General features: G+C 33.3%; 16 protein-coding genes, 1 pseudogene and 1 riboswitch. Of the genes and pseudogenes, 4 read left to right on the forward strand and 13 right to left on the reverse strand.

All coding sequences use genetic code 11. The features are described from left to right. Positions 1-148 precede the first annotated feature (148 nt). The 6 genes from AC0OM3_RS15485 to AC0OM3_RS15510 all read right to left on the reverse strand — a co-directional run bounded on the left by AC0OM3_RS15485 (position 149) and on the right by AC0OM3_RS15510 (position 6,079). Complete coding sequence (locus AC0OM3_RS15485; protein WP_474212308.1) at positions 149-544, reverse strand: cytidine deaminase; 396 nt, start codon at positions 542-544, stop codon at positions 149-151. Between the two features lie 33 nt (positions 545-577). Further along, positions 578-1,879, reverse strand: a complete 1,302-nt coding sequence (locus AC0OM3_RS15490) for a pyrimidine-nucleoside phosphorylase (RefSeq protein ID WP_002093946.1) — start codon at positions 1,877-1,879, stop codon at positions 578-580. Between the two features lie 36 nt (positions 1,880-1,915). Further along, positions 1,916-3,097: a NupC/NupG family nucleoside CNT transporter gene (locus tag AC0OM3_RS15495; protein ID WP_000876175.1), complete on the reverse strand. Its 1,182-nt coding sequence runs from the start codon at positions 3,095-3,097 to the stop codon at positions 1,916-1,918. A 99-nt stretch (positions 3,098-3,196) separates the two neighbouring features. After that, entirely contained in the window at positions 3,197-3,868 is a 672-nt protein-coding gene (gene deoC, locus AC0OM3_RS15500; protein WP_001017441.1) for a deoxyribose-phosphate aldolase, read from the reverse strand. Between the two features lie 306 nt (positions 3,869-4,174). Beyond that, positions 4,175-5,122, reverse strand: coding sequence for a sugar-binding transcriptional regulator (locus AC0OM3_RS15505; RefSeq protein WP_000409784.1), 948 nt, complete (start codon positions 5,120-5,122; stop codon positions 4,175-4,177). Between the two features lie 366 nt (positions 5,123-5,488). Further along, positions 5,489-6,079 (reverse strand): TetR/AcrR family transcriptional regulator, encoded by a 591-nt coding sequence (locus AC0OM3_RS15510; protein ID WP_000169645.1) that lies wholly within the window; start codon positions 6,077-6,079, stop codon positions 5,489-5,491. Between the two features lie 693 nt (positions 6,080-6,772). Between AC0OM3_RS15510 and AC0OM3_RS15515 the strand changes: the two genes are divergently transcribed. Together AC0OM3_RS15515 and AC0OM3_RS15520 are read left to right on the forward strand one after the other, a co-directional pair. Continuing rightward, complete coding sequence (locus AC0OM3_RS15515) at positions 6,773-7,426, forward strand: CPBP family intramembrane glutamic endopeptidase (protein WP_202822528.1); 654 nt, start codon at positions 6,773-6,775, stop codon at positions 7,424-7,426. Positions 7,427-7,517: 91 nt separating this feature from the next. Continuing rightward, positions 7,518-7,829: a heavy metal-binding domain-containing protein gene (locus AC0OM3_RS15520; protein ID WP_202822527.1), complete on the forward strand. Its 312-nt coding sequence runs from the start codon at positions 7,518-7,520 to the stop codon at positions 7,827-7,829. Between the two features lie 126 nt (positions 7,830-7,955). On the opposite strand, the gene AC0OM3_RS15525 is transcribed toward AC0OM3_RS15520, so the two are convergent. The 5 genes from AC0OM3_RS15525 to AC0OM3_RS15545 all read right to left on the reverse strand — a co-directional run bounded on the left by AC0OM3_RS15525 (position 7,956) and on the right by AC0OM3_RS15545 (position 14,836). Continuing rightward, on the reverse strand, positions 7,956-8,582 hold the full coding sequence (locus AC0OM3_RS15525) for a LysE family translocator (RefSeq protein WP_474212312.1): 627 nt from the start codon (positions 8,580-8,582) through the stop codon (positions 7,956-7,958). 235 nt (positions 8,583-8,817) lie between these two features. Continuing rightward, positions 8,818-9,897, reverse strand: a complete 1,080-nt coding sequence (gene nheC, locus AC0OM3_RS15530; protein ID WP_474212314.1) for a non-hemolytic enterotoxin subunit C — start codon at positions 9,895-9,897, stop codon at positions 8,818-8,820. 107 nt (positions 9,898-10,004) lie between these two features. Next, complete coding sequence (gene nheB, locus AC0OM3_RS15535; protein ID WP_474212318.1) at positions 10,005-11,213, reverse strand: non-hemolytic enterotoxin NHE subunit B; 1,209 nt, start codon at positions 11,211-11,213, stop codon at positions 10,005-10,007. A 37-nt stretch (positions 11,214-11,250) separates the two neighbouring features. Then, entirely contained in the window at positions 11,251-12,411 is a 1,161-nt protein-coding gene (gene nheA / locus AC0OM3_RS15540) for a non-hemolytic enterotoxin NHE subunit A (RefSeq protein WP_061884005.1), read from the reverse strand. 598 nt (positions 12,412-13,009) lie between these two features. Continuing rightward, a complete protein-coding gene (locus tag AC0OM3_RS15545; protein ID WP_000254884.1) occupies positions 13,010-14,836 on the reverse strand; it encodes an APC family permease in 1,827 nt (608 codons plus the stop codon). A 144-nt stretch (positions 14,837-14,980) separates the two neighbouring features. Continuing rightward, positions 14,981-15,127, reverse strand: a riboswitch (cyclic di-AMP (ydaO/yuaA leader). Positions 15,128-15,267: 140 nt separating this feature from the next. Between AC0OM3_RS15545 and AC0OM3_RS15550 the strand changes: the two genes are divergently transcribed. Continuing rightward, entirely contained in the window at positions 15,268-15,396 is a 129-nt protein-coding gene (locus tag AC0OM3_RS15550) for a hypothetical protein (protein WP_000031874.1), read from the forward strand. A 63-nt stretch (positions 15,397-15,459) separates the two neighbouring features. Here the strand turns inward: AC0OM3_RS15550 and panE are convergent, their stop codons facing one another. Next, on the reverse strand, positions 15,460-16,404 hold the full coding sequence (gene panE, locus AC0OM3_RS15555; RefSeq protein ID WP_061884003.1) for a 2-dehydropantoate 2-reductase: 945 nt from the start codon (positions 16,402-16,404) through the stop codon (positions 15,460-15,462). Between the two features lie 175 nt (positions 16,405-16,579). Between panE and AC0OM3_RS15560 the strand changes: the two are divergent. Then, positions 16,580-18,055: pseudogene (locus AC0OM3_RS15560) on the forward strand (hypothetical protein). A 230-nt stretch (positions 18,056-18,285) separates the two neighbouring features. On the opposite strand, the gene trhO reads toward AC0OM3_RS15560, so the two are convergent. Beyond that, complete coding sequence (gene trhO, locus AC0OM3_RS15565) at positions 18,286-19,245, reverse strand: oxygen-dependent tRNA uridine(34) hydroxylase TrhO (protein ID WP_000246214.1); 960 nt, start codon at positions 19,243-19,245, stop codon at positions 18,286-18,288. Positions 19,246-19,376 lie beyond the last annotated feature (131 nt).

Below are 19,376 nucleotides of genomic sequence, written 5' to 3' on the forward strand. Positions count from 1 at the left end.
CTACATGCCATATTATAGAATTTCTTCATTATATTCCTCCTGCTGTAAACTTTCCATATTCACTGCAATCATTTTACGCAAAGTTTATGAACGGAATATGAACAAAAAAGCCATTCTGCAATTAATAATTGCAGAATGGCTTTTTAACTTATTTTAAATCGTCAATTGTGAAAGCACCTGGAAGTAATTGCTCAACAGTCACTTCTTTTTCATCACCTTTTACATTCGTTAATAATACAGGCATTTTCGGATCACAGAATTCAGCAATTACTTGTCTATACGCACCACATGGTGAAATCGGGCCATCAGTTTCTCCTGTAATAACTAAGTAACTAAAATCGCGCTCACCTTCTGATACTGCTTTAAATATTGCTGTTCTTTCTGCACAGTTACATAAACCGTAAGAAGCATTTTCTATATTACAACCAGTATAGATTTTCCCTTCTTTCGTAACTAACGCTGCGCCAACAGGAAATTTAGAATACGGAATATACGCTTTCGATAACATCTTGTTTGCTTCTTCAATATATTTTTTCTTATCCATATTATTTCCCCCTCAAAGTAAATGAAATGATGATTAGTCAGTAATAACTGTATGAACTAATTTAGGAGCCACTGCTGTTTCAGCGATAGAGATGTTCTCATAAATTTTTGCTTTTACATCTTCTACATTTTCACGATTTGCGTAGATTGTTACGAATGGCTCGCCTTCTTTTACTGCATCGCCAACTTTTTTACGTAACATTAATCCTACTGCTAAATCGATTTCATCTTCCTTCGTTGCACGACCTGCACCAAGTAACATAGCTGCAATACCAATCTCATCTGCAACAATGTTAGAAATAACACCTGAAGTTTTTGCAGGTACATCAATTACATACTTAGCTTGTGGCATTTTTTCTGGATTGTCTACAATTGAGCTATCTCCGCCTTGATTGCTTAAGAACTCTTTAAATTTCGCAGTTGCTTTTCCGTTTTTCATCACTTCAATTAGCATTTCACGAGCTTCTTCTAACGTATTTGCTTTTTTCGCAAGTACGACCATTTGACTTCCTAATACAAGTACTAATTCTGTTAAATCTTCTGGACCTTCACCTTTTAACGTATCAATCGCTTCTTTCACTTCTAGAGCATTACCAATCGCAAATCCAAGAGGTTGTGACATATCTGAAATAACTGCCATTGTTTGACGTCCTACATTATTTCCGATACGTACCATTGCATGTGCTAATTCTTTTGCATCTTCTTCTGTTTTCATAAATGCACCAGCACCTGTTTTTACATCAAGTACGATTGCATCAGCACCAGCTGCAATTTTTTTACTCATAATTGAACTTGCGATTAAAGGAATTGAGTTAACAGTTCCTGTTACGTCACGTAATGCATAAATCTTTTTATCTGCAGGTGTTAAGTTTCCTGTTTGTCCAATAACAGCTACTTTGTCACGGTTTACAATATCGATGAATTGTTCTTTCGTAATTTCAACGTGGAATCCTTCTACTGCTTCTAATTTATCAATTGTTCCGCCAGTATGTCCTAAACCACGACCAGACATTTTTGCTACTGGTACATCTAAAGCAGCAACTAATGGTCCTAATACTAAAGTTGTTGTATCACCAACACCGCCAGTTGAATGTTTGTCTACTTTAATTCCTTCAATTGCTGATAAGTCGATCGTTTCTCCAGACTCAACCATCGCCATCGTTAAATCTGCACGTTCGCGATCTGTCATATCTTTAAAGAAGATTGCCATTGCAAGCGCACTCACTTGATAATCAGGAATACTTCCGTCTGTATATCCATTAATAAAGAATTTGATTTCTTCAGTCGTTAATTCTTTGCCGTCACGCTTTTTTGCAATAATATCTACCATTCTCATCACAATCACCATTCCTTTTTATATTATATAAATCTATTAAAATAATAAGCCAACGATTGTTGCTGATAAGAAACTTACTAACGTTGCACCGAATAGTAATTTCAAACCAAATCTTGCGACTACATTCCCTTGCTTTTCATTTAAGCTCTTAACTGCTCCTGCAATAATCCCAATTGAAGAGAAGTTTGCAAATGAAACTAAGAATACAGAGATAATCGCTGTCGTTCTATCTGAGAAATTAAAGTTTCCTTGTGCTAAATCTGTCATAGCGACAAATTCATTTGATACTAATTTTGTTGCCATAATATTTCCGGCATTAACTGCTTCATGCCAAGGTACACCCATAATAAATGCAAATGGTGCAAATACATAACCAAGAATTTCTTGGAATGAAATACCGATTACACCTTTAAATACTGCATTAATGAATGCGATAAGAGCTACGAAACCAATTAACATAGCTGCTACTGTAATCGCAACTTTAAATCCATCAATAATGTATTCACCTAATACTTCAAAGAAGGTCTTCTTCTCTTCTTCTTGTACTTCTAACATATCTTCTTCCTCAGTAACCTCATACGGGTTAATGATAGAAGCAATGATGAAGCCACCGAATAAGTTAAGTACTAAAGCGGTTACAACATATTGTGGTTTTAATAAAACCATATATGATCCAACGATAGACATAGAAACGGTAGACATTGCTGATGCACATAATGTATACATTCTTTTTTCTGGCAATAACCCTAGTTGTTTCTTAACTGAAATAAACACTTCAGATTGTCCTAAAATCGCAGAAGCAACAGCGTTATATGATTCTAGTTTCCCCATTCCATTTACTTTACTTAATGCTAGACCGATAGATTTCACAATAATAGGTAATACTTTAATATGTTGCAAAATACCGATTAAGGCTGATATAAATACGATTGGCATTAATACACTTAAAAAGAACGAAAACTCTTTTTGATTTACTAATCCACCAAATACGAAATTCACACCGTCAGCGGCATATTTTAATAGCTCTCCAAAACCATCTGCTATTCCGCTAATTAATATATTCCCTATACTTGTATTTAATAATAGAAACCCCAAAATGAATTGTAATATAACCATCGTTATGATTGGACGATATTTGACTTTCTTTCTATCATTACTAGCAAGCCAAGCGATACCTAAAATCAATACGAGGCCAAAAACACCGATTAAGTATTTCATAAGCCGTTTCCTCCCATTCGTATCCGCTTACATTTTTTTCAATTGTTAAAGCAATAGATATACTTTAAACGTATATCTATTGCTTTAACCTTTTATCGATTAGTAGTTATCTGTAGCACCTTTTGCATCATTTAATACGATTGCAACACTAGCACTTGCTCCAACGCGAGAAGCTCCAGCAGCTACCATTTTGTCTGCATCTTCACGTGTACGAACACCGCCAGATGCTTTTACACCAACGTTTGGTCCTACTGTTTTACGCATTAATGCGATATCTTCAGCAGTTGCTCCGCCAGTTGAGAATCCAGTTGAAGTTTTTACGAAATCAGCACCAGCTTTTACTGATAATTCACAAGCGCGTACTTTTTCTTCATCTGTTAATAGGCAAGTTTCAATGATTACTTTTACAAGAGCTTTTCCTTTTGCTGCTTGTACTACTTCATAAATATCTTTTTCAACAAGTTCGTTGTCGCCATCTTTTAAAGCACCTACGTTGATTACCATATCAACTTCAGTTGCACCTTTTGCGATAGCATCTTTTGTTTCAAATGCTTTTGTTTCAGTCGTGCTTGCTCCTAATGGGAAACCGATTACAGTACAAACGTCTACATCATGTCCAGCTAGTTCATCAGCCGCTAATTTTACCCATGTTGGGTTAATACAAACAGAAGCGAATTTATATTCCTTTGCTTCTTCGATTACTTTCATAACATCTTCTTTAGTAGTATTAGCTTTTAAAATTGTATGGTCAATTAACTTTGCAATGTTCATTATCTTCACTCCTCATATCTTTTAACAACTTCATTCTAACTCTTAGTTGAACAAATGTAAATATACTTTTGAAATTTTGTTCATTCTTTTTTAAAAGGAATTTTCTTGTAGTAAGTAAAGCTCATTCTAACTAAGAAACACTTCTCATTTAAAATCAAAACTTTTATATTAACAATGGTAGTATGTATCTCTATATCCAGAATTATTTTTAAAGAGGCAATTTGTGTTCAAAAAAACACCTATCATTCATACATAACAAAATAAAAGGCATTCTCAAAATTAACATTTTGAGAACGCCTTTTATTTCTAATCTTTTTGATAATGCAACAATTCTTTTGCTGTATGCTGATCGATAATTAATACATTTGCATACCCGCCACGTAACGCACCATCAATTGCTTTTATTTTTCTATTACCACCTGCAACTAAAATAGAGCGTTTCTTTAATTTCAGTTCCTCTAACTCAATTCCAATGGTACGCTTATTGATTTCTTCGCTACTAATATTTCCGTCTCCATCAAAGAAACGTGAACAAATGTCACCGACCGATTGTTTTTTGAGTAAACTTGTTTCCTCCTTATCGAAATAACCTAATCGGAATAATAGCGCTTCGTCTCGCACTGTTCCTACAGTAAAAATTGCAATATTCGCTTGCTTCCCCATTTCGATAATGTGATGAATATGTCGATCCTGCTCTACTAATTCTTTTGTCACTGCATTATCAAATATAACTGGAAGAGGTAGATTTCTTGGCGTCGTTTGAAAAGCATCTGCAAATAAAGCTATTGTTTCATTCGCATATGTATTTACACTTGAATGACTAATACCACCTTTTAGCTGGACAACCTCTACCCCTTTTACATGTTGCGGTACGATTTTTCTAGCGATTTCATACATAGTCATTCCCCAGCTCACACCAACAATATCACCGTTTTTAACCGTCTTTTCCATATACTCAGCAGCATATTTACTAATATACTCTGTAATCGTTGCATATTCCGGCACTGGAGAAAATACAACATGTGCCTCTAACAAGTTGTACTTTTCTTTCAGTAAATTCCCAACGTTATCTAAATCCGCAAATGGATCAGCGATGCTAATTTGAACAAACCCTTTTTCTTTCGCGTACTTTAACAATCTAGAAATCGTCGGTCTTGAAATATTTAATTTGTTAGCAATTTCTTGCTGACTATAATCTGATTGATAATATAATCTTGCAACTTCAACGCTTAATTGTTGTTTATCTTTTTCCATAGTAACTCATTACAAATCCCTTCCTGTATTTCCCTTTCGTTACAAGCATTATACAGCTTTATGCAAAAAAATTCGACTACCGAATTTTTTCTAACTGAACTTCTACTACACTTAATATATATAATGAAAACTTATTGTGTAGATTTACAAACTGAATATAGAAACACTTAAAACATATAAATCGGTTTATATGTAATTCTTTATTGCTTTTTCTGTAGTAACGATAACAAAGCCGTTCAATAAGAAACATGAATATCGTCTAAAAAGCTATTCAAATACCCCTCATAAACAAAAGATACTGTTCATAAGGGGTATGTATTCAATTTAAGTTTATAAAAATCGGATGGAAACACTGCAAGTTCTCACTTATTTAGAATAGGAGAAAAGATGATGTTTTATTTGTTCAATAAAATAATGATGGTGTATATTATCGTTAGATACTCGACTTGCCATAATAGCCCCCTCCATTGAAGATGCAAGAAAGGAAGCGAGTGATATAACCTCTATATCTTCTTTAAGTTCTTGTTTCTCTATTCCTTCTTTTATGAGAGAAGCCATTAACATTACTGTATCATCATAACCTTTTGCTGCTGCTTTTTGTAATTCTGGAAATACTCCAGTACTTTCGATTGCGCTATTAAGTAATGGACAGCCTCCAGCAATAGGAGGGTTATTAGCTGCATCTTGATATACAAGGAATATTGCAAGAATTTTATCAATTGCATTCTTTTTATTTTCCATTGCTTTATGAAAATGACTCCACATAATCTCACCACTTTTGTCGTAGGCAGCAAGGACAATTTCTTCTTTACTTTTAAATCTACGATAAATAGATCCTTTAGGTAACTCAGTAGCTGTCATTATATCCTGGATGGATGTGCGAGTTATCCCATTAGTATTAAATAAATATAAAGATGTTTCAATAATTTTTTCTTTTACCTTATCAACTTTAGTCATGCTTTGTAATCCTCCTAATGAAAACGATCCTAATATTCTAGGTAATGTTTACCCTCTATTTTCTTAATTTTTTTGTAAGTATAAATAAGTTTGGAACAGAAATTTCTTATCAATCCCTATCTTATGGAAACCTCAAACAATACAGTTTGAAAAGAAGTTAATCACATTGTATTATCTATATAAATTAAGTGAATTTTCTGCCAAAACAGGATGACCAATTGTTTAATTCAGTCATATTATACAACTAATTTTACCTAAAATCGTAGAGGTGTAAAAATATATAGTTAATTTTAACGTATAGACATATGATTATTATATATAATTTTTATTAATATGTTTAGCTAAAGTGTCTGAACTACTCCCACTTTCACTTCGTATATTAGGATATCTCCCGCAGTCCTTGCAGTTAAAAGCCTTATCACTTCATTCTATAAAAAGCTAATTGTCTAAAATTAATGAGTACTGAAATTTGCTTGTAAATAAGCAACTGAGGTATAAATATATTTGTTGTTTACCATTTTTATTTTATTAATAATTTATAAAAGGGGTTTAAAAAACTAGAAACTTATAGTATCATTAGTTTCCGAACCGAACGGTCCGGTTCGGTGTTTATATAAATATATTTTAGAAGGAGAACCTAATGCAGCAAGAAAAATCAAAGATTCTAAGTAATTTAATTATGGAGGTAATAAAGTGAACTTTATAAAAACGAATACAAAAGAACTTATTATGCTAATAATCTTTACACTGTTTGTACCATTTCAAATTGGCTTGTACATATTATTTGGCATATCACTTTTAGCTAATGTCAATTTAATTGAATCAGAATTTGTTCTTAGTGCCATCGGTTTTACTGTACCTGCTATTGTAGGAATCATTTGCTTTAGGAAAGAAATTATTGAAAGTTTTACTTATTTTAAAGAGAAGACAATTTTGAAAATAGTAAGTATTCCTATGGTAGTTTTATTTACGTTAATTGTGGAACAGTGTGTTATGTATTTTCTAGCAACTGGTCAACCAGAGAACCAAGAGCAGCTCCTTGAAACGGGTGCAGAGGTACCTCTTGTATTTACATTGCTTGTATTTGGTATTCTGGGTCCAATACTTGAAGAAATTGTGTTTCGCCACATATTAATAAATCGTTTTTCTTACCATATTGGTACCGCTATTGCATCTATCATTTCGATTATGATTTTTACACTTCTTCATACGAACCAACTTTCGGATATTGCTATTTATTTACCTGGATCGTTGATACTTACTGCGGCTTATCTTATTTCTAAAAGATCCATTGCATATGTTATAGCGATACATATGTTAAACAATTGCCTTGGTTTCATTCTGTAAGAAACTAGACTTGTTTCTGGTGCCAAAAATACTTTTTCTATGATATAAGAAAGCTAATCAAAAATTATAAGATATTAGGAGAGTGTCAGTCATGATTGTAACAACAACTTCTGGAATTCAAGGTAAAGAGATTATTGAGTATATTGATATTGTAAATGGTGAAGCTATTATGGGTGCAAATATTGTCCGCGATGTATTCGCTTCCGTTCGTGATGTTGTCGGTGGCCGTGTTGGTGCTTATGAAAGTAAGCTAAAAGACGCTCGTGATATTGCAATGGGCGAAATGAAAGAACTTGCAAAAGGAAAAGGTGCGAACGCTATCGTTGGTATTGACGTAGATTACGAAGTTGTTCGTGATGGAATGTTAATGGTTGCTGTCAGTGGTACAGCTGTACGTATATAAGTAAATAAAAAAAACGGTTCCTCCCTTGGAATTTATACTTTGATGGGAGATCCTGGTTCTGTTGCAGATTTTAAAGAATAAAACGAGAAATAATCAACTTTTTTATTTCTCGTTTTATCTACATATTTATTTTTGGAAAAACAATCTAACTCCAAATACTAATAATATGGCGCCTGTAATACCCTCTATTGTACGGTTCACTCTTTCTTTTCTTAAAAAAGTTCTTAATTGACGTATGAGTGAGATGTAAAGTAAATACCATATTGCTGTCAAAGTCGTAAATGTGACTCCTAATAAAAGAAATTGGAGGAAATGATTTTGATTACTCACAATAAATTGGGGTAAAAAACTAAGGAAAAATACAGCGGTTTTTGGATTTAAAATTGCCGTAGTAAATCCTTGTCTAAAGCTTTTAATTGCCCCAATATCCTTAGAGTCCATTTCTGCTGAACCTGACATATCTTCTTTTTTATGTAAGGCACTTTTAATTGACTTTACAGCTAAATAAATTAAATAAACAGCCCCAGCATATTTTATACATGTAAATAACATAGCAAATTTCATTAAGATAGCAGAAAGTCCTAACGTAGCCATTATTGTATGAATCATCATTCCAGATATCGTTCCTAAAACAGTCTTTATCCCGCCATTTTTACCATGCGAGATAGTATTTTTTGTAACTAGTGCAAAACCAGGACCAGGCATCATTATGATTAGCATTGCTGTAAGGATAAATAATAGATAATTTTCCATGTTGTAGTATTTCCTCTCCAATTTTTAGTTTTGCTTACAGTATAGCTTTTTTCATTAAAACATTACATATAAAAGACTTGATCAGAAATTTATTTAGGTTATTCGTATCAATTTGATTAAATATTACCCAATAGCCACATTGATAAAACACATGACAAACCTATATATAATTACAAGTTCAACTCTCACAAAAAAAAAACGGAATAAAAAATAAACAGCGGAACTAGCCCACTGTTTACTTTGCCACACCTTCATGTAATCTTTCTGTATAATCCTTTACATCTTTCCAGCTATCTTTCGCTGTATGTAAATCTTCTTTTATAAACGTAAACTCTTCCGGACTAATTCCTTTTACATTTTGTAGTAAATTATTATATTTTGCACCTACTGTATACCATTGATTTGATATGTTTTGTAGTGCTGTAATTGCTGCATCAATTGTTTCCGTCATGTTTGTTGTTTTATTTTTTACATCAGTCAAAATTACGATTTCTGCTTGTGCTCCTGAAATTCTATCTTTTAAATTAGCTATCTCTCTTTCTGCATTTGCGATATCTTTTTTTGCAACCGCAATCATCGGCCCGCCAGCAAGACATGTTATTAGTGCTACGCAAAGTACGCCACCAGCAATGACCATATCATTACTCTTTTTAATCGAATCGTTATATGTATTGATTTGTTGCTCTAGAGCTGGAATGCCAGCATTCGTACTTGCCAATATCGCTGTTAATTGATTTGTATCCTCTTTAAAACTATTTGTATCTTTCGCCATTCTATCGCGAAAGGCTTTCAAATCTCCTAATAATACATCTACCTCATTTTGATTCTTTACAATATCCGCATACAACTTTTCTAAATCAGCTTTTAATTTTCCGCTATCCTTTTGATCAATCGCTATTAACATGTCATTATAATACGATTGAAACGTATTATTGTAATTAATAATATTTTGATCCGTTTTCATAATTTGAGGCTTCATATTATTTAACCAATATGCCGCATTAATTTTTGCATCTCTTTGATGCTGAATCATATTCCCTTTAAATTCACTGTTAATCGAACTTATTTTACTTAAATCCGTCTCTTGTTGATTTTGAATTAATTTTGCATATGAATCCATTGCAAATATACTTGATGTCGTTTGTGCCATTACATCTTGGAATTCAGCTGGTCCAAGAGAATAGTTTTTCACATTTTCTTGTAGCACCTTTACATTTTGTTCTGCTGCAAAAGGATGTAAAGGAAATGCGTTACTAGTTGCCACCCCAGCAATCATTACCGCTAAAAGACATTTTTTATAAAATCTTTTCTGCATATTTTTCACCTATTCTCTTTATAAGGATATCAAAAGCTCCTGCTCACAACTGAACAGGAGCTTCAAATCATTCATCAACACTTAACGCTCTAACGATTCGTATTCGATTATGCTTTTTTCGTATCTACTACTTTAATATCTTCAGCATAAATCTTTTCTGCATAGTCTTTAATGTTTTTCCAGCTATCTTTCGCAATATTTAAATCTTCTTTAATGAAAACAAGGTCGTTTGGACTAATTGAATCCACATTTTGAAGTAGAGAATTGTATTTTGATCCCATTGTATACCATTGGTTTGAAATATTTTGTAACGCTGTAATTGCAGTATCAATTGTATTTGTTAAATACTCTGTTTGTGTTTTAATGTTCGTTAATCCAGCTACTTCTAATTGCGCAGTTGTAACTTGTCCTGTTATCTTTTGAATTTCTGCTTGTGCATTATCAAGCTCTTTCTTCGCTAATACAATTCCAGCTGTACCACCGCCTACAGCTGCTGCACCACCTGCAATTAATGCTACTCCTAGCGGTGTTCCTCCGCCCGTAGCAATAACTACTGCACCACCAATAATTGCAATTGGTCCTAGAGCTGTCGCAACAGATGAACCGATAATAATTGCATTATATTTACTAATTGCTTCATTGTACGTTGTAATTTGATTTTGCAGAAGCGGAATTCCTGCATCTTGACTAGCTAATATAGATGTAATTTGATTTGCATCACCCTTGAAGTTTTGCGTATCCGACGTCATTTTATTTCGGAATTTCTTCAAGTCTTCTACTAACTGATCCACTTGCGCTTTATTTTCATTAATACTACTTGATAATCTAGTTAGGCCTTTCGTAAGAGTCGTTTTATCTTTTGCATCTACCGCAGCAACTAAAGTATCATAATAGTTTTGGAATTTCGTATTGTAGTTAATGATGTTTTGATTCGTTGAAATAAGCTGTGGCTTTAATACATCTAACCATTGCTTCGCATTTCCTCTAGCTGTATCTTGGTGCTGAATCACTTTTCCTTTTAAAGCTGCATCAACAGTCGATACATTTCCAAAGTTAACATTACCTTGTTTAATAATTGTTAAAGCATACAGATCCATTACTAAAGCATTTGAACCTGTTCTTTCCATTGCATCTTTCAAGCCTTCTGGTCCTAATGAATATTCTTCATAGTCATTATAAGCTTTTGCTACCGCATGAACTGGAGCTTGTTTCACTGTACTTTCAGCTGCATACGTATGAGCCGGCATAATATTTCCTGCTGCAAATACTGCCATAAGTGCTGATAGAGCCATTACTTTATATGGTTTTTTTGTCATTTTTCTTCTCTCCCTATATCGCTAATTATTTTTCTATTTAATGTACTTCAACGTTTGTAACGTAATCTTCAAATTGATTTGTTTGCTTATTCATTTCATCACTTACTTTTTTAATTTGATTAAAATGTTTTTGAAGTAAACTACTGTCTGTATACGTGCCTTCTTCAACATTTGTTTGAATTTGAATCATATTATTATTTAAAACTTTCCAATCGGTTAATAACGTTTCTAAAGTTGTAATTTGACGATCAATTAATTCTGTAAAGCTATTTACTTGATCTTCAACGAATGTAATTTGAGTCGCCTCTGCTTCAGTTTGTGATAACTTTTGAATAAGTGGCAATAACTCTTTTTGCTTTTGTTGAATGCGAAGAGCTGCTTCCCTCGTTTGACTATCTGCAGCATTTACAATTTCATTACTTAAAGTACCAATAGAAACAAAATCGATTGTTTTCGTTTGTGCAGTTTGATTTGTGATTGTAAATACTTGTTTACCGATATTAATAGAACCTTTAATGATTTCTTGAGGTCTATTCAAAATAGTAGTTAGTTCAGCTTGAATTTCCCCTTGAATTCTTTTAATATCTTCTCTTAATTTCACAATATCTCCACTTGATCCTTGCAGTGTTTTTATTGCTTCATCGGCTTTAATTGATAAGTTGTTACTATCTTTGTCTAATACTGTTTTAAATCGATTTAACTCTAATAAATCTTGCTCCATACTCTCTTGGATGCTCTGTACTTGCAATTGTAATTTTCCATATGCACTCATAAAATCTACTTTTGCTTGCTGATCTTCATTTACGTTTCCTGCTAGTTCATAGAGCTTACTATAATAGCTATTGAATCTAGTGCTGTATCTCATCATCTCTTGATTTAAGTCAATTAGCTTCGGATTATATTCATCAATCCACTCTCGTACATTCGCCTTTGCAAACTTTTGATGATTCGTTAAGCTACTCATCGCATTTACCTTAATGTCTGGCTGTTGCAAAATAATTAATCCGTATGCTTGAATAAGCGGTGATTGTGATCCTAACATTCTAATTGAATTGGATAATGTATTTGGAGCAATTACATTTTGCGCATATACTGTTTTCACTTCCGTTTGCCCCTCCTTAGCGTAAGCGCTTACAGGAATGAAGCAACTCGTAGATACTGCTGTAACCAATAACCCTGTAATTAAAGTCTTTTTCACTTTAACTCCTCCTATGTATTAGCAACTATTACTATCGCATTTTATTATTCTATTTTCTTGCCCATAATTTGAGATGGTTAAAATAGAGAACGTTCTCAACGTGATCTATGTATGAACCACCTCTCTCGTATTGCTACAGTACTTACTTATCGTCACAAAACATTTTATTATTTTTCATATGTGTTTAGTATGAATAATATTGTATAAATTTTCTATTTCATCGAAATTCCCACATTCACACAGTGAATATATTACATAAAAATATTATTCATTTTAAACTAAACAACATACGTAAATATGAAATTTTATTTTGTTTTCATATAAGTTTTGTACTGTAAGGTCATTTAAACACAGCTGTTTATATATCGTAAAGAAGTATTTTCATTCCCTTTATTTTCAAGCTTTCATGTCCTTATTTCAAAATATAATCCGATTCACTTTATCGATTGAAATATCTATATATCACAACAGAAAACACTACTTTCAAATAACCAATGAAGTTATATTAGTATAATTTTTAACCCCATATGCAATTATGCATAGCATATACACAAAAAGGATAGCTTCATTTTCGCGAAGCTATCCTTAAAAAATTTTCTTATTTTTTCAAATGATATGGAACTGTCGTAATAACAACATTTCTTTTATAAAGTAAATACGCACGTATAAGTAAACTGGATTGATTATGAAGAATGTTATGCCAACCTTTTTTCGGAATGAACTGTGGTATAACGACCGTAACACGGTAATTCGATTCACTTGCCTTATATTGCACTGTATCGATAAACTTCGTTAGCGGCTGAATAATACTTCTATAATGAGAATGTAATGTAACAAGCCTTACTTCAGGTTGCCACTTCTTCCATTTCTCCTCAAATTTCTTTTCCTCTTCTCTGTCAAAAGCAACATATACTGCGATAACTTGATCTGCCGAAAGAGATTTTGCATAGTTCAATGAATTTTCTACTACATGCGTCATACCTGCTACAGGAACGACAATTACATTCCCCTCAATTGGAATAAGAGGTTCGCAAGTTTTTAAACTTAATTGATCACCCACTGCATCATAATGCTTCTTAATTCGATGGAATAAGAAGATAATAACTGGTAAGAAAATAAGAATCGACCAAACTTGTGCAAATTTAGTTAAGAAGAACATGCTCATTACGATAAAACTAATAACTGCACCAATTAAATTAATCGTTAATCTTAAAGCCCATCCTTCAGGCTTTTCGCGAAGCCATTTTAATACCATCCCTGTTTGAGAAAGTGTAAATGGAATAAATACACCTACTGCATATAACGGAATTAAATGTTCTGTTTGTCCTTGGAAAGCTACAATTAAAATAATCGAAGCAACTCCAAGTATAATAATACCGTTTGAGTAACCTAGACGGTCTCCTCTAATCGTAAACATTCTCGGTATGAATTTATCTTTTGCAAGGTTAACCGCTAATAAAGGAAATGCAGAATAACCTGTATTAGCAGCGAGAATTAATATTAAAGCTGTTGTACCTTGTATGAAATAGTACATGAAATTACGTCCAAATGTTTGTTCAGCAATTTGAGAAACAACTGTTACTTCTTTACTCGGAGTCACTCCGTAATAATAAGCTAAAAATACAATTCCTGAAAATAACACAGCAAGTAATGCACCCATTGCAAGCAATGTTTTTGCAGCATTGTTTGGCGCAGGATCTTTAAAGTTCGGAATTGCATTTGAAATTGCTTCAACACCTGTTAAAGCCGAACTACCTGATGCAAATGCTCTTAGTAATAAAAACAAACTAATTCCTGCAACTGGTGTACCAATCGGCGCATGTAAAGTGGGTGAAACATGACCAGTTAAAATATTATATATGCCTACACCAATTAATATAAATAGTGCTAAAACGAATAAATAAACAGGATATGCTAAAACGGAAGCTGATTCCGTTACTCCTCTTAAGTTTAATATTGTAATTAATATAACAAATATAACCGCAATAATGACATTGTGTGCATGTAAGCTAGGAAACGCAGACGTAATTGCATCTGTACCAGCGGACACACTTACCGCAACAGTTAAAATATAGTCAACTAATAAAGATCCTCCAGCAATTAAGCCTGGATTCATTCCTAAATTTTCTTTTGATACAACATACGCTCCCCCGCCATGCGGATAAGCAAAAATAATTTGACGATATGATAAAATAAGGGCTGTCAATAGTACTAATACCCCAACAGCGATCGGAATGGAATACCAATAAGCGATCGCTCCAACACCTGCTAAAGCAATTAAAATTTGCTCTGGACCGTAAGCAACTGATGACAATGCGTCAGAAGATAAAATAGCTAAAGCTTTCGTTTTATTAAGCTTTTGTTCTCCAAGCTCTGTTGATTTTAACGGTCTTCCAATTAAAAATCTTTTAATAGATGAAACCAATGCTGTCCACTCTCCAATAATTTTGTACGAACTTTTCTGCTTGTTACAGCCAGTAAACTATTTCTTCAGAAAACAAAAAATGTCTACAAGCCATAGCGAAATAGACTTGTAGACATTATTTTTTTTGTCGCACAAGCTCCACCTTCCTTCTCAATATAACGCTTACGAGGTTAGCTGTCGGATTCGGGCCTATGAGTAGCCCTACCTTTTTCAAGGATTCACCCCATCGGATTATGTACTAATCCGTAAAAACGGGTCCCCCGTACCATGCGGTTTCAGCGATTTAGAAAATTGAAACTGTGGATTATAATACTCCTTTATTTTCAAAAAGTAAACAAAAATTTTTAATAAGAAAAAAATTAAAATGATTGTGCATAATCCACTGAGAAATATACATAATGAATACTAAAAAATTCGCAAAGGAGACCCATATGTCTAAAGAAAAGAAGCCTATTTTTTCCGATTCATATTTAGATGCAGTAGTAAGTGAAATTAATCAGTTATATGGTAAACGTGAACAGGAAATAAATTTGACAGATAGAACGAAAAGAAATAAATAATTTGTCATAAAAAAAATAAAAAAGATAGCAATACACTTATATATTGCTATCTTTTTTATTTTTTCATACATCTAATTCTATTACAGATCTGTTAAAGGTCATCTCTTCATACACCTTTAAATTTTGATATATAGTGCTTAATAATGGTGCCGTTATAGAAAATTGCTCTGCTACATCCAGTAAATATCCTTGCAAGTGCTTCCCTTCAATAAACGAACCCTTCTCCATATCACGTTGCATCGATGACTTCATATCATACGAAATTTTATCAATCGTTTTCATATGTTCCTGGGCAATATTAACCTTTATTGGAGCTCCTAATACTCTCATGATTTGTACAGATTCCTCAAACACATTACGGATAAAATCACGGCCGCCTTCACTTTCACGAATTGGTCCAATTGGTGCACGCATTAACGTTGTCACACCGGACATTACAGTAATAAATAAATATTTATGCCACATATCTTGCGTAATATTTTCACTTAAAACAAAACTAGATTTCGTACCTGCAAATGCTTTAGAAATATGCTTTACTCTCTCTGAATTTTGAGACTTAATTTCTCCAAACACAAGTCTGTTGGCAGCGCTAGTTTGTACAATTTCTCCTTGATCGTTTAACGTCGTCTCGATAAAGCATAAACCGCCAATTACTTTTTCTTCGCCGAATTCTTTTTGTAATAGTGATAAATGAGCGATACCATTTAACAATGGAATGATTACAGTACCTTCGCCAACAAACGGCTTCAAATCTTGAATTGCCTCGTTTAAGTGATACGCTTTTGTTGAAAATAAAATGACATCAAATGGAGAAGTTCTCTCTTCCTTCGTTATTAATTTCGGTTGAAAGGAAAAATCCCCGTTAACACTTCGGATTACAAGTCCTCTTTCCTCTAATTGTTTTTTTCGTTTATTACGAACAAGAAATGTAACATCTTCTCCCTTTTCGACTAATCTGCCACCAAAAAATCCTCCGACTCCACCAGCGCCTAATACTAAAATCCGCATACAGCATCCCCCTCTTCAAAATACAATTTTATAACTTTTAGTATACATAACATTATACATGTCCTCTGCTAAATAAGCTGAATTTCCACTCTCAATTGAGTATAAAACAGTGGTTATTTTCAAATAAATTTGGGCATGTTGTTTCTATAGCATATATGGAAAGGAAACAATGTAGATGGAGGCAATACAAGTAATTGAGGAAAAAGATGTAGCAACAGCTATATTTCAATTTATATTCCCGTTTTCGTTTAAAGCTGGATATGAACAAGAGATGTTCCCTTTCTTACAAAAAAACGATTTTCGTCCTTTTCGGCTCGATCATCTCGATGATGAAAATACATATTATGGGGAGTTTAAAGTTTCACATCAAAATATGGAAGCATACTATCTTTCATTTACCAATAAAATTCTCTTTCCTCACTCAGAGCATCAAAAGGGCTTGCAACGTTATTCAAAGGACCTTAACTTAACTGGACATTTAACAACAAACCTTACTTCAATCCAATTTAATATACACTCTATTGATGTAACACTTTGTCCTTATGAACTTGGCTTCTTAACAATTCGAACAGAAGTAAACACTGCTCCAAACATGACTTTATCTGAAGCAATCGAATTCGCTGCCCGCTTCCGTGTACTTGAAACTAAAAATGATACAAATGAGACTATTTGTATTGAATGTAACGGAAAAAAGTATTCCCAAGTTGAAAAATTCATTTTTGGTTATTTATTTCATGGCGTAACTGATTTCTTTGAAAAGAAGAGATTAAGAAGTTCATACTTTCAAACCTTCCCTTTCTTTGAAGACCAAAGAATGTACGTTTAAACTTTATTGTCACTAAAAGAAGGTATGGAACTTAATGAAGTGGATGTTTATCGTACTTCTAGTCTTTCCGGATTAACAAGTGATGGTAAGCCATATGTGAGTGCAAATAACCTTCCTTACATTCATGACTATTTAAAAAAACACGCTTACCAGAGGTGGGCTCCAAATCGTTATTTCATAATGGAAGAACACATTTTTACATGTGTAACAAATGAAGGAGAACGCGAAATTGCTAAACTTGCTAGTCAAATGTATGGGGAATTTTATTACGCTTTATTATTAAACCTATTCCATAAAATTGTTTTATTAAAAATGGCAAACGCCTATGCTGAGCTAAACATTGAACAAGATACTAATAAAATCGAGAAATTAATTTATTCAATCAATTCGTTCACTGCTAATTATTTTTCTTTAGAATTAGTATCCCAATCACAAAGTGAAGATATTTTCTTCCGCTTAAGAATACTTTTTAATATTGAGGTTCTATACTTGAACGCGAAACAAAATCTTGATAGTTTGTTTAAATATCAAGAAAATGTCGCTTCTAAAAAAGATAGCCTTTTATTATTAATTTTAACGCTCTACTCTGTAGTGGGCCAAATGTTAGGGTTTACTATGATTGACCTTTTAAGAAACACCGATTCAAACAAAATATCGTCACCTCTTGAATTTTTCGCTCTATTAATTGCGATTAGCGGTATTGTCATTTCACTTATTTTAGGAGCCCAAAGTTTATACCAATGGGGTCTACAACATAAACGAAGAAAAGCTTGGGTAAAACAAACTGTACTTTCTGCCGTTAAAGAGAAAGAAGATAAAAATTAAAGAAGGGTATTTTCAAATTCTTGGCGCGCTGCAGTAAGTGAAATCTTTATCAGCGATTTTCCGATTATATCGGCGCAACTCGAAATATATCAGCGCAACTCAAAATATATCAGCGATTTTTTTAATATATCGACTTACCGACAAAAACCGACAAATAACAGGGCCGGATAATAAAAAAAGGGTGCTCCAAAATTAAACTTGGAGTACCCCTTTTATTATACGAATTCAGTTTACTTCCCTGCTTCGATTTGCTCTAATGCAGCAGCTACTTGCTCTTCCGTTAATTCATGTTGTATTACGTAGCGGTTACGTGGACTTACACGACATTCATGAGAACATGCACGTAAATATTTCGCTTCGTTTTCTTCAGAACATAAAATTTTCTTATTACATTCTGGATTTGAACAGTTTACATAGCGCTCACAAGGTTCACCTGTAAAGTGGTCTTTACCAACGATAACATGTTCTTTTTGGTTTACTGGTACAGCGATACGCTCATCGAACACGTAACATTGTCCATCCCAAAGCTCACCTTGTACCTCTGGATCTTTTCCGTACGTTACAATTCCGCCGTGAAGCTGACTTACATCTTCATAGCCTTCACGAACTAACCAACCAGAAAACTTCTCACAACGAATTCCGCCTGTACAATAAGTTAAAATCTTTTTACCTTCAAGTACTTCTTTATTTTCACGAATCCAATCTGGTAATTCACGGAATGATTCGATATCAGGTTTAATCGCACCTTTGAAGTGGCCTAAATCAAACTCATAATCATTTCGTGCATCAATGATAACTGTATCTTCTTGTTTCATTGCTTCATAAAAATCTTTTGGCTCTAAATACTTCCCAGTTATTTCGTGTGGGTTAATGTCATCTTCTAGACGAAGTGTAACTAACTCTGGACGAGGACGCACGTGCATTTTCTTGAATGCATGACCATCAGCTTCATCTATTTTAAATACGATACCGTCAAAACGTGGATCATTGTTCATTGCTTCCATGTATTTCTCTGTTTGTTCTACAGTTCCAGAACAAGTTCCGTTAATACCTTCTTTTGCTACAAGAATTCTTCCTTTTAATTCAAGTGAATTACAAAATGCTAAATGCTCTGCCGCGAATTCTTCTGGGTTTTCAATTGTTGTGTACATGTAATATAGTAATACTCTGTATGGTTTTGTAGTTGCCAATGTATTTCTACCACCTATCTAATTTTTAAAATCATGTATAAGTTAACGTTCATATCAAAACATATATAATAAGAAAATGAATCCCATTTTCTTTTCTTTATACTATTTTCTATCAGTTAACAAAAATAAAA

Source organism: Bacillus sp. FAU20, assembly GCF_056033865.1.

What these genes read in the sequence shown, in the direction of transcription:
- nheB (WP_474212318.1), bottom strand. Translation starts at nt 11,213, where the DNA reads ATGACAAAAAAACCATATAAAGTAATGGCTCTATCAGCACTTATGGCA.
- AC0OM3_RS15490 (WP_002093946.1), bottom strand. Translation starts at nt 1,879, where the DNA reads ATGAGAATGGTAGATATTATTGCAAAAAAGCGTGACGGCAAAGAATTA.
- nheC (WP_474212314.1), bottom strand. Translation starts at nt 9,897, where the DNA reads ATGCAGAAAAGATTTTATAAAAAATGTCTTTTAGCGGTAATGATTGCT.
- AC0OM3_RS15510 (WP_000169645.1), bottom strand. Translation starts at nt 6,079, where the DNA reads ATGACTAAAGTTGATAAGGTAAAAGAAAAAATTATTGAAACATCTTTA.
- AC0OM3_RS15505 (WP_000409784.1), bottom strand. Translation starts at nt 5,122, where the DNA reads ATGGAAAAAGATAAACAACAATTAAGCGTTGAAGTTGCAAGATTATAT.
- panE (WP_061884003.1), bottom strand. Translation starts at nt 16,404, where the DNA reads ATGCGGATTTTAGTATTAGGCGCTGGTGGAGTCGGAGGATTTTTTGGT.
- AC0OM3_RS15520 (WP_202822527.1), top strand. Translation starts at nt 7,518, where the DNA reads ATGATTGTAACAACAACTTCTGGAATTCAAGGTAAAGAGATTATTGAG.
- AC0OM3_RS15485 (WP_474212308.1), bottom strand. Translation starts at nt 544, where the DNA reads ATGGATAAGAAAAAATATATTGAAGAAGCAAACAAGATGTTATCGAAA.
- AC0OM3_RS15525 (WP_474212312.1), bottom strand. Translation starts at nt 8,582, where the DNA reads ATGGAAAATTATCTATTATTTATCCTTACAGCAATGCTAATCATAATG.
- AC0OM3_RS15550 (WP_000031874.1), top strand. Translation starts at nt 15,268, where the DNA reads ATGTCTAAAGAAAAGAAGCCTATTTTTTCCGATTCATATTTAGATGCA.
- AC0OM3_RS15495 (WP_000876175.1), bottom strand. Translation starts at nt 3,097, where the DNA reads ATGAAATACTTAATCGGTGTTTTTGGCCTCGTATTGATTTTAGGTATC.
- deoC (WP_001017441.1), bottom strand. Translation starts at nt 3,868, where the DNA reads ATGAACATTGCAAAGTTAATTGACCATACAATTTTAAAAGCTAATACT.